Origin of the sequence: Cyanobium gracile UHCC 0281 (assembly GCF_034931305.1) — a bacterium.
Classification (GTDB): Bacteria; Cyanobacteriota; Cyanobacteriia; order PCC-6307; family Cyanobiaceae; genus Cyanobium; species Cyanobium gracile_A.
The window spans coordinates 1-10748 of record NZ_JAYGHY010000074.1 but is presented as its reverse complement, the minus strand read 5'-3'; the positions used below and the strand labels follow the sequence as shown (position 1 = coordinate 10748).

11 protein-coding genes are annotated in these 10748 nt (G+C 71.1%); 8 read left to right on the top strand and 3 right to left on the bottom strand.

Features of this window, described 5'->3' with window-relative positions; translation table 11 throughout:
• Positions 1 to 500 (top strand): aldolase/citrate lyase family protein (locus VB739_RS15010; protein WP_323357835.1); only part of this gene is annotated, 500 nt, incomplete at its 5' end.
• On the top strand, positions 497 to 1816 hold the full coding sequence (locus VB739_RS15005) for a cytochrome c biogenesis protein ResB (RefSeq protein ID WP_323357834.1): 1320 nt from the start codon (positions 497 to 499) through the stop codon (positions 1814 to 1816). The genes VB739_RS15010 and VB739_RS15005, both read left to right, overlap by 4 nt.
• A gap of 1 nt (position 1817) precedes the next feature.
• Here the strand turns inward: VB739_RS15005 and queF are convergent, their stop codons facing one another.
• Complete coding sequence (queF, locus tag VB739_RS15000) at positions 1818 to 2237, bottom strand: preQ(1) synthase (protein WP_323357833.1); 420 nt, start codon at positions 2235 to 2237, stop codon at positions 1818 to 1820.
• Between the two features lie 196 nt (positions 2238 to 2433).
• On the opposite strand from queF, the gene VB739_RS14995 reads away from it, so the two are divergent.
• On the top strand, positions 2434 to 2772 hold the full coding sequence (locus VB739_RS14995) for a P-II family nitrogen regulator (protein ID WP_216906005.1): 339 nt from the start codon (positions 2434 to 2436) through the stop codon (positions 2770 to 2772).
• 53 nt (positions 2773 to 2825) lie between these two features.
• On the opposite strand, the gene VB739_RS14990 is transcribed toward VB739_RS14995, so the two are convergent.
• Positions 2826 to 3650, bottom strand: coding sequence for a TlyA family RNA methyltransferase (locus VB739_RS14990; protein ID WP_323357832.1), 825 nt, complete (start codon positions 3648 to 3650; stop codon positions 2826 to 2828).
• Between the two features lie 159 nt (positions 3651 to 3809).
• Here VB739_RS14990 and VB739_RS14985 point away from each other — a divergent pair, with 159 nt between their 5' ends.
• Both VB739_RS14985 and purB read left to right on the top strand, forming a co-directional pair.
• Positions 3810 to 4004 carry a hypothetical protein gene (locus VB739_RS14985; RefSeq protein ID WP_216906002.1) on the top strand — a complete coding sequence of 65 codons (195 nt, stop codon included), beginning with the start codon at positions 3810 to 3812 and terminating at the stop codon, positions 4002 to 4004.
• A gap of 52 nt (positions 4005 to 4056) precedes the next feature.
• A complete protein-coding gene (gene purB / locus VB739_RS14980) occupies positions 4057 to 5352 on the top strand; it encodes an adenylosuccinate lyase (protein WP_323357831.1) in 1296 nt (431 codons plus the stop codon).
• A 16-nt stretch (positions 5353 to 5368) separates the two neighbouring features.
• Here the strand turns inward: purB and VB739_RS14975 are convergent, their stop codons facing one another.
• Complete coding sequence (locus VB739_RS14975) at positions 5369 to 8212, bottom strand: DEAD/DEAH box helicase (protein WP_323357830.1); 2844 nt, start codon at positions 8210 to 8212, stop codon at positions 5369 to 5371.
• Between the two features lie 123 nt (positions 8213 to 8335).
• Between VB739_RS14975 and VB739_RS14970 the strand changes: the two genes are divergently transcribed.
• From VB739_RS14970 to VB739_RS14960, 3 genes are all read left to right on the top strand, one after another.
• Positions 8336 to 9505, top strand: a complete 1170-nt coding sequence (locus tag VB739_RS14970) for an 8-amino-7-oxononanoate synthase (RefSeq protein ID WP_323357836.1) — start codon at positions 8336 to 8338, stop codon at positions 9503 to 9505.
• Positions 9505 to 10239 carry an alpha/beta fold hydrolase gene (locus tag VB739_RS14965; RefSeq protein WP_323357829.1) on the top strand — a complete coding sequence of 245 codons (735 nt, stop codon included), beginning with the start codon at positions 9505 to 9507 and terminating at the stop codon, positions 10237 to 10239. Before VB739_RS14970 ends, VB739_RS14965 begins: the two co-directional genes overlap by 1 nt.
• A partial coding sequence (locus VB739_RS14960) for a methyltransferase domain-containing protein (protein ID WP_323357828.1) occupies positions 10236 to 10748 on the top strand: 513 nt, incomplete at its 3' end. The genes VB739_RS14965 and VB739_RS14960, both read left to right, overlap by 4 nt.

The window sequence follows — 10748 nt, the reverse complement described above, 5'->3', positions numbered from 1 at the left end:
ACATGGAACACAGCGGCCTGGGGATCGAGGGTGTCAAAGCCCAATGCGCCTTCGCCCGCGCCGCGGGAATCGTGCCCATGGTCCGCCTGCCGCGCCCCGATCCCGGCCTGGCGCCGCCTCTGCTGGATGCCGGGGCGCTGGGAATCATGATGCCGCTGGTGGAAAGCGCGGCCCAGGCCCGCGCGCTGGTCGATGCCTGCCGCTACCGGCCGGAGGGACGCCGCGGCCTGGCCTTCGGCCTGGCCGCCACCCCCTGCACCACCCCGGTGCTGGCGGTGCTGCTGGCCTGGATGGCCCAGAGCGGCCAGCCCCTCGTCGGCATGCTGCTGCTTTGCAGCTTCGGTGCCGGCCAGGTGATGCCCCTGCTGCTGGCAGGCACCATGGCCGCCTCCTTGCCCGGGCTGCTGCAGCTGCGCCGGCTGGGCCAGTGGGTGCCACCGATCAGTGGCGTGGTGCTGCTCGCCAGTGGCGGCCTCACCCTGCTGTCGGTGCTGCCATGACCAGCACCACCGCCGCCCCCTGGCGCCCCCTGCAGCGCCTGGCCGGCTGGATCTCCGATCTGCGCCTGGCCATCGCCCTGCTGCTGGTCATCGCCCTGGCCAGCGGTATCGGCACGGCCATCCCCCAGAAGGAGGAGGCGGCCTTCTACCACCAGCTGTACGACCCCAAACCCTGGCTGGGCCTGCTGGGCGGAGATGGGGTGCTGCGGCTGCAGCTGGATCACGTCTATTCCAGCGGCTGGTTCCTGGGCCTGCTGGCCTGGCTGGGCCTGTCCCTGATCCTGTGCAGCTGGCGGCGCCAGTGGCCCGCCCTGCAGGCGTCCCTGCGCTGGATCGACTACCGCAGTCCCCGGCAGCTCAGCAAGCTGAGCGTGGCCGAAACCCTCGTGACCGCCGAGCCCGTTGCCGGCCTGGAGCGGCTGGAGGCCGATCTGCGCGATTCGGGCTGGCAGATCCGCCGCCAGGACGACCGCCTGGCGGCCCGCCGCGGCGTGCTTGGCCGGGTGGGCCCGTTGCTCGTCCATGCCGGCATGGTGGTGCTGATGGTGGGGGCGGCCTGGGGCGCCCTGGGCGGCCAGCGCCTGGAGCGCTTCCTGGCCCCGGGCCGGGAGCTGGAACTGCTCGACAGCCGCGGCAGCACCCAGGTGACCCTGGCCCTCGACGATTTCCGCATCCAGCGGGATCCGGCCGGCCGGCCGGAGCAGTTCTCCTCCAGCCTGCGGCTGATCCCCCCCACCGACACGGCCCCTCCCACCGAAGCGGCGATCAGCGTCAACCATCCCCTGCGCTACCGGGGCATGACCCTGTATCAGGCGGACTGGTCCCTGGCGACGATCAGCCTGCAGCTGGGGCGCAGCCCTGTGCTGGAGCTGCCCCTGCAGAGCTTCCCCCAGCTCGGCGATCAACTCTGGGGGCTGGTGCTGCCCACCCGCCCCGATGGCTCTGAGCCTGTGCTGCTGAGCCTCACCAGCGAGCAGGGGCCGGTGCAGGTGTTCGGCCCCGACGGCGAGGCCCTGGCGCAGCTGGTGCCCGGTGGGGAGGCCCAGGAGGTGAAGGGTCTGCCGATCCGGGTGGCGAGCGTGCTGCCGGCCAGCGGCATCCTGCTCAAGCGCGATCCCGGCGTGCCCCTCGTCTACAGCGGCTTCGCCATCGCCCTGCTGGGCGGCGGCCTCAGCCTGGTGGCCACCCGCCAGCTCTGGGCGATCGCCGATGGGGCCGGCGGCAGGCTGCACGTGGCGGGCCTCTGCAACCGCAACCTCACCGCCTTCGCCTCAGAGCTGCCGGCCCTGCTGCAGCGGCTCGAACCCCAGCCCTGACTCAGCAGGGCTGGCGCACGCCGTGGCTGACCCGCACCACGGTGTGGACGTTGCCGCGGGGGTTGAAATCGGCCTCCAGCTGCATCCAGGCCGGATCGCAGGCGGCCACCAGGTCGTCGAGGATCCGGTTGGCCGCCTCCTCGTGGGAGATGGCGCGGTTGCGGTAGCTGTTGACGTAGAGCTTGAGCGCCTTGAGTTCCAGCACCCGGGGCCCCGGCTGGTAAAGGAGCCGCAGGACGGCGAAATCGGGATAGCCGGAGAACGGGCAGGTGCAGGTGAACTCCGGCAGTTCGATCGCCACTTCATAGGCCCGGCCCACCCGCGGATTGGGGAAACAGATCAGCTGGGCCTCGGCGATGGCCCGCTCGCCGTAGGGGGGCGTCACGGTCTCAGGCGGGGCCGCCGGCGATGGTGTGGCCATGGTCGGTGGAGCGAAGGGGTCGGATTTCGACCGTACTGGACGTGTCGGACAGCCCGCTCCGCCGGTCAGCGGCCCGGAGTTCACGTAGCAACCGTTACGACGACCCCGGCAAGGCTCGGCGGTAATGGAGCCGTCCCCTGCCCAGGGGGGGACTCTGAGAGACTCCAACCGTCGCCTTCCTGACCGCAGCACAGCCATGAAGAAAATCGAGGCCATCATCCGCCCCTTCAAACTCGAGGACGTGAAGATCGCCCTTGTCAATGCAGGCATCGTTGGCATGACCGTCAGCGAGGTTCGCGGTTTCGGTCGGCAGAAAGGGCAGGTGGAGCGCTATCGCGGTTCCGAATTCACGGTCGAATTCCTGCAGAAACTCAAGCTCGAAATCGTCGTCGACGATGAACGGGTGGCCACGGTGGTCCAGGCGGTGCAGGATGCGGCCCGCACCGGTGAGATCGGCGACGGCAAGATCTTCATCAGCACCGTCGATTCCGTGATCCGGATCCGCACCGGCGACCTCGACAGCGGCGCCATCTGAGCCGCCGCATCGGCGCCAGCCAGGCCGCTGCCCCCAGCCGCGGCCTGGCTTTCTCAGGCAAGGGTGTCTGTCACCAGGGCCGCAATTCGCTCGGACCACGCCTCCAGGGCCCCATCCTGATCGGCGGCATGGCCTGGCGGAACCAGCCACAGCAGGTATTCGTGGTTGCCCGCCGGCCCGGTGAGGGGTGAGGCCACCAGTCCCGCCGGATGCCACGCCAGCTCCCGGGCTGCCGCGATCACGGTGGCGATGGCATCGGCATGGGCCGCCGGATCCCGCACCACGCCACCCTTTCCCACCCGCTGGCGGCCCACCTCAAACTGGGGCTTCACCAGCAACAGCGCTTCGCCGTTCGGCAGCAGCAGGGCCCGCAGGGCCGGCAGCACCCGGGTGAGCGAGATGAACGACACGTCGGCCACGGCCAGGTCGGGCCAGGGGTCCGCTTCGCCGTAGAGGGCCTCCGGGGTGAGGTGGCGCAGGTTGGTGCGCTCCCGCAGCACCACCCGTTCATCGGTGCGCAGGCTCCAGGCCGTCTGGCCGTAGCCCACATCGATCCCGTACACCCGCAGGGCCCCGTGCTGCAGCAGGCAATCGCTGAAGCCGCCGGTGGAGATGCCCCCATCGAGGCACACCCGGCCGCTCACCCGGATCGGCAGGGCCGAAAGGGCCCCCTCCAGCTTCTCCCCCCCCCGGGAGACGAACCGGGGCGGCTGCTCCACCTCCAGCACCAGGGTCTCGGGCACCTCAGTGCCCGGCTTGTCGAGCACCTCACCGCCACCACGCACCCGGCCCGCCCGGATCAACTGCTGGGCCTGATGGCGGCTGGCGACCAGACCCAGATCCACCAGGCGGCGATCGAGCCGTTCCTTACGGGCCATGCTGCGTTTCGGCCATGGGTGCTGCCGCTCCACCGGCATGTTGTCATCGAACAGCGATCTAAACCGAACAAAAACCGATGACCGGAGGGTTCGGCTCCGAACAGTCGCAGGATGGCGCCACGGTTCCCTTCGATTCCTCCCATGGCTGCCCACAGATCCATGGCTGCCCCCGGATCCAATGTGGTGGAGTTGCTCCACCCTGGAAGCTTCGTGAGGCTGCGGGATCATCCGGAGGATCTGCCCCCCTTCCAGCTGATCCGCCGCCGCGGCACCCGCTGCTGGGTGCGCCAGCAGGCCTGGGGGTCGATGGTCCACCTGGAGCTGCCCTACCGGCGCCTCACCGCCGCCGCCTGAGCCGGTGGGGGCGGCTCGATAGGTTGGTGGATCCTTCGCCACCGCCCGGCCCTTGATCGAGCGTTACACCCTCCCGGAGATGGGCGACCTCTGGAGCGAGGAAGCCAAGTTCCGCAGCTGGCTCGAGGTGGAGATCGCCGCCTGCCAGGCCAACGCCGAGCTGGGCCGGGTGCCGGCCGAGGCGATGGCCGCCATCCGCGAGAAGGCGGCCTTCGAGGTGCCCCGCATCCTGGAGATCGAGGCGGAGGTGCGCCACGACGTCATCGCCTTCCTCACCAACGTCAACGAGCACGTCGGTGATGCGGGCCGCTACATCCATGTCGGCATGACCAGCTCCGACGTGCTGGACACCGGGCTGGCCCTGCAGCTCAAGGCCTCGGTGGCGGTGCTGCGCACCGAGCTCGAGGCCCTCGCCGGCGCCCTGCGGCAGCTGGCCAGGGCCCACAAGGACACGGTGATGATCGGCCGCTCCCACGCCATCCACGGCGAGCCGATCACCTTCGGCTTCAAGGTGGCCGGCTGGCTGGCGGAAACCGAGCGCAACCGCGAGCGGCTGGAGCGGCTGGCCACGGTGGTGGCCGTCGGGCAGATCAGCGGCGCCATGGGCACCTACGCCAACACCGATCCGCAGGTGGAGGCGATCACCTGCCGGCTGCTGGGCCTTGTGCCCGACACCGCCAGCACCCAGGTGATCGGCCGCGACCGCCATGCGGAGTACGTCCAGACCCTGGCCCTGGTGGGCACCTCCCTGGAGCGCTTCTCCACCGAGATCCGCAACCTGCAGCGCTCCGACGTGCTGGAGGTGGAGGAGAACTTCGCCAAGGGCCAGAAGGGCAGCTCGGCCATGCCCCACAAGCGCAACCCGATCCGCAGCGAACGCATCAGCGGCCTGGCCCGGGTGCTGCGCAGCTACACCGTGGCGGCCCTGGAGAACGTGGCCCTCTGGCATGAGCGCGACATCAGCCACAGTTCGGTGGAGCGGATGATGCTGCCCGACTGCTCGGTCACCCTGCACTTCATGCTGCGGGAGATGACGGCCGTGGTGGAAGGCCTGGGGGTGTATCCGGACAACATGGCCCGCAACATGAATGTGTATGGCGGCGTCGTCTTCAGCCAGCGGGTGCTGCTGGCGCTGGTGGAGGCGGGGCTGAGCCGCGAGGAGGCCTACCGGATCGTGCAGCGCCACGCCCACGCCGCCTGGAACAGCGAAGGGGGCGACTTCCGCGCCAACCTGGCGGCCGATCCGGTGGTGACCAGCCACCTGGGCGCCGAGCAACTGGCCGACTGCTTCTCCACCGACCTGCACCGGGCGAATCTGGATGTGATCTGGGAGCGGCTGGGGATCTGAGGGGGCCGGCCGCCCTCTAACCGGCTGGCGGCCGCTCTGTCGCCGGATCCAGCTTGCCGTTGCCAGCGGCCAGCAGATCCTCGATCTCGCAGACCGGGAAGCGGTTGATGCTCTTGAGCGCCAGGCGTGAGTTGCGGCGCAGCTGCTCGCTGATCGCCTCGCAGTACGGCACCTGGGCGAGCAGGTCGACGGTCCGGCGCAGGATCCGCACCACGTCCCCCTCATCGAGGGAGGTGTTGGCGATCACGTCGTTCCAGCTGGCGCCCCGGGCCCAGGCGTGGACCAGGCCGGTGAGCTCCGGCTCCCACCACACCGGCACCACCACCGAGGCCCGCTCCTGCTGGCGCTGCAGCTCGCGCCGCAGGCCGCGCAGGTCGTGGAGGGCCTCCTCGGAGGCCGGTGGCGGCGGGTAGCCGCACCAGAGATCGGGCCGGTTCACTTCGGTGGAGATGGCCTCCAGCACCGCCGCCAGTTCGGCCGGATCCAGGCCATCGAGGTGGCCGCTCATCAGCGCCAGCCCCAGCCAGAGTTCGTTGTCGCCCCGCAGGGCGGCCACGGTGCGGCCCACCTCCGTGGGCTCCAGCCCCTCCTCGCCATCGAGGGCGCCGAAGAAGCGCAGGATGTCGATCAACGAGAGAAAGGTGTCCCAGTGGCGGTTGGCCCGGTGGTGCAGCAGCCGCTGCCGTTCGCCGATCTCCTCCTCCAGCTCCTCCATGCGGCGGCGGTGCTTCTTGAGGTGCTTGCGGTCGCCCCAGCGGTGGGCGGGGTGGGCCTCCAGCTCCTGCTCCAGCTGCTGCACCAGCTGGCCCTGCTGCTGCACCTCCCCGGCCAGGTCGTAGCGGGGGGTGTGCATGTCGTGGCGGCGGGCCATCGAGGACACCGCCAGGGCCAGGCCGCCGCTGGCGTTGTCGCCGTGGCGCAGCTCATTGGCGTGGTGCAGCTCCGGCGGCTCCAGCTGATTCACCTGCAGGCAGCTGAGCTCGGCGTGCAGGGTCACCACCGCATGGCAGGGCAGCAGGATCCAGACGTTCTCGTCGGTAAGGCAGAGCAGCAGCGGGAACTGGCCGGAGCCAGGCACCTTGGCCACGATCACCGCCGGGGTGACCCGGCTGCGCAGGGCCGGCGCCTTGACGCTCACCAGGGTGCCCTCACTGGCGAACTGCAGCGCCAGGGTGAGTTCGTGGGCCAGCGTTTCCTCGGCCTGCTGCTGCAGGATCCGGTGCAGGCGGCGCTCCTCCCGCAGGCGGCCGCGCACCTTCTCGTAATCCTCGAAGTCGTCCCAGGGCACCTCGCCGCCACTCGATTCCAGGCTGGCCAGCTGGGCCATCAGCTCGGCGATCCTGGATTCGTCCTCGGCCAGATCCAGCCCCGCCAGGTAGCGGCCGAAGCTGCGCTCCACCAGCTCCCTGGCCTTGGCCAGGTCGTAGCGCTGCAGCAGGTTGAGCACCATGCCGTAGCTGGGGGTGAACTGGCTCACCAGGGGATCGGCCGGGCTGGTGGCCAGGGCGCCGGCCTCCCGCACCCCTTCGAAACGGCTCTGGACCGTGACCACGTAGCCCTGCGTATCCAGGCCGCGGCGGCCGGCGCGACCCGCCATCTGCAGGAACTCGCTGCCCATCAGGGGCCGGTGGCCACGTTCGGTGCGCTTGGAGAGGGCCGAGATCACCGTGGTGCGGGCCGGCATGTTGATGCCCGCGGCCAAGGTCTCGGTGGCGAACACCACCTTGATCAGCCCCTGCTGGAACAGCTCCTCGATCAGTTCCTTCCAGGCCGGCAGCACGCCGGCGTGGTGGGCGGCGATGCCCCGCAGCAGGGCATCGGCATGGCCGCCCTCCCGCACCGCCTCGGGGGTCACCGCCATGAAGGCCTCCAGCCGCTGGCGGATCCGCGCCTGCTCTTCGGCGTTGACGAGGCACACCTTGGCCAGGTCACGCACGGAGCGGTCGCAGTTGCGGCGGCTGAAGATGAAATAAATGGCCGGCAGCATCTCGCGCTCCGCCATCTGGGCCACGACGAAGCCGATCGGCGGCGCCTCCGGCTGGGGCGGCCGCGGTTCCTTCGGTCCCTTGCGGCGGGTGTTTTTTGGAGGGCGCCAGACCTTGCAATTGGGGTGCAGGCCGGTGCCCTCGTCGTTGAGCAGCGGATGCAAGCCCTTGGCGCTGCAGAAACTGAAGGCCAACGGGACGGGGCGGAAGTCGCTGTGGATCAGCCGGGTGGGGCCATGCACGCGCTCGATCCAGTCGGTGAGCTGGCCGGCATTGGCCACCGTGGCCGAGAGGGCCACCAGCTGCACCCGCGACGGGCAGTGGATGATCGACTCCTCCCAGACGGTGCCGCGCTGGGTGTCGTTCATGTAGTGGCACTCATCGAGCACCACCGCCTCCACATCGGCGAGGGGATCGTCGTCGGCGTGGTCGATCTCCGCATAGAGCATGTTGCGGAATATCTCGGTGGTCATCACCACCACCTGGGCCTCCCGATTCAGGCTCAGATCACCCGTGAGCAGGCCCACCTTCTCGTGGCCGAACTGGTGGCGGAAATCGCGCAGCTTCTGGTTGGAGAGCGCCTTCAGGGGTGTGGTGTAAAAAACCTTCTGGCCATGGGCCAGGGCCCGGTGGATGGCGTACTCGCCCACCAGGGTCTTGCCGGAGCCGGTGGGGGCACTCACCACCACCGAGTGGCCCTGGTTGAGGGAATCGATCGCCTCCAGCTGGAAATCATCCAGGGGGAAGGGGAACAGCTCCTCCACCGGGGGGACGGCCTTGTTCGAGGCCGTGCTGCCGATCGGGTCGCTGTCGATCACGCCGTCGCTGGGCCCGTCGACGCGGGTGGAGCTGCCAACGTCGGGGCTCTCGAGCATCGTGGAATCCTATGGGCTGGAGGCGACCTGCCGCCCTCTTAGGGTTTTGCCACCCGTGTTCGGGTTCATCCCTTGGATGCCGACGGCCTGAGGCCCCCCTGGCGGCAGCGGCTCCATGACGGGCTGGCCGCCCTGCAGCAGCAACGGCGGCGGCGGCTGCGCAGTTTCCGCCCCACCGATGGCATCGCCCTGCAGGAGGAGACCGGGGAGGCCGGGGCGGCCCCAGGCGCTGGCTTGCCGCTGCTGGATCTGGCCAGCAACGACTACCTGGGGCTGAGCCGCCACCCGGCCGTGATCGCCGCGGCCCGGGCGGAACTCGAACGCAGTGGCCTGGGGGCCGGCGCTTCGCGGCTGGTCACCGGCACCCGTCCGGTGCATCTGCAGCTGGAGGCCGCCTTGGCCGCCTGGCTGGGCCGGGAGCGGGTGCTGCTGTTCCCCAGTGGCTTCCAGGCCAACCTGGCGGCGGTCACGGCCCTGGCCGATCGTCAGGCCCTGGTCTGCGCCGACCGCCACGTGCATCACTCGCTTCTGGCAGGGGTGCGCGCCAGCGGGGCGCGGCTGGTGCGCTTCGCCCACAACGACCTGGGGAATCTGGAGCAGCGGCTGGCCCAGGCCCGCTCCAGCCAACCCGACCAGACCCGGCTGGTGCTCAGCGAGAGCCTGTTCAGCATGGAGGGCACCAGTCCGAACGTGCCGGCCCTGGCGGCGCTGTGCCGGCGCCACGGGGCGCTGCTGCTGCTCGATGAGGCCCATGCCCTGGGGGTGCTGGGCCCAGGCGGCCGCGGCCTGGCCCATGGCCTGGAGGGGGTGCATCTGGTGAGTGGCACCTTCGGCAAGGCCTTCGGCAGCGGTGGCGCCTTCCTCGCCGGCGACGCCCTGCTGGGTGACTGGCTGCTGCAGGCCAGCGGCGCCTTCCGCTACACCACGGCCCTGGCGCCGCCCCTGGCGGCCGGGGCCCTGGCGGCCTTGCGGCAGATCGAGGCCCAGCCCGGGATCACCACGAAACTGCTGGCGCGGGCACACCACTGGCGGCAGGCGCTGGCGGCGGCGGGCTGGCCGCGGCCTGCCGGCCACGGGCCGGTGCTGCCGTTGCTGGTGGGGGACGACGGAGCCGCCCTCGCCCTTCAGGAGTGCCTCGAGGCCGCCGGCCTGCTGGCGGTGGCGATCCGGCCCCCCACGGTGCCGGCCGGGACGGCTCGGCTGCGGCTGGTGCTGCGCCAGGATCTCCCCTGCGGAACCCTTCCCCGCCTGATCGAAGCCCTCGGCCCGGCCCCATCCCCCCTCACCCCTTGATGGCCTCCAGCGCCCCCGCCGACCTCCAGGTGATTGCCATGCACGGCTGGGCCGGCGACGGCGCCAACTGGACCCCCTGGCGGGAGGTGTGCGGCCCCCTGGGCTGGCGCTGGTCGTGCGGCGAGAGGGGCTATGGCTCCCGCACCCCGTTCAGCCCCGCCTGGGAGGGAGCCGGGAGGAGGGTGGTGATCGGTCATTCGATGGGTCCCCACCTGCTGGATCCCGCGGTGCTCGCCGGCGCCAACGCCGTCGTGCTGCTGGCCGGCTTCGGCCGTTTCGTGCCGCCGGGGGCGGAAGGCCGCCGGGTGCGCGCCGCCCTGGCTGCGATGGCCGCGCAGCTGGCCGAGGGCCCCAGCGACGCCGAAACGGCCCTCCGGACCCAGACCCTGCTGCGACGCTTTCTGGTCGAGGCGGCCAGCCCCGATCCCGCCGAGCTGCTGCCGCCTGGGCCCGCCGACCAGCCGGTGGGGGCGGAGGGCCGGGAGCGGCTGCGCCACGACCTGGCCCTGCTGGAGCGCAGCGAAGGCCTACCGGCGGGCTTCCCCACGGACGCCCGGGTGCTGATCGTGGAGGCCGAAGCCGACCACATCGTCGGGCCACAGGCCCGCGCCCTGCTGCGGCAGGCGCTGCCCCAGGCTGACGTGGTGAGCCTGCCGGGGGCCGGACACTGCCTGCTGCGCAGCCCGGTGATGGCGCCGGTGCTGGAGTGGTTGCAGGGTCTGGGTGCAGCATGACCAGCCTGCTGTCCTCCACCGACACAAGGGCCGGCCTCAGTGGCCTGGTGCGCCATCGTTTCGGGCGCGGGGCGGCGGGCTATGAGGCCCAGGCTTTGGTTCAGCGGGCCGTGGCCTGCCGGCTGGGCCGTCTCTGCCGCGATCTGCCCCTGCCCGCCGGCCCCCGCGCCGATCTGGGGGCCGGCAGCGGCCTGCTGTCACGGGCGCTGCCGGCCCATGGGCTGCTGCAGCTCGACCTCTGCCCCGAACTGCTGCAGCGCAACCCCCAGCAGCCCCAGCTGCTGTGGGATCTCAACGACGGGCTGCCCTCGGTCTTGCATGGGGCAGCCCTGCTGGCCTCCGGCTTCGCGCTGCAGTGGCTTGACGACCCGGCCGGCCAGCTCGGTCGCTGGTGCCGCGCCCTGGCCCCGGGCGGCTGGCTGGTTCTGGCGGTGCCCACCGCCGGCAGCTTCCCCCAGTGGCACCGCGCCGCCGCCGCCGCCGGGGTGCCCTGCACGGCCCTGGAACTG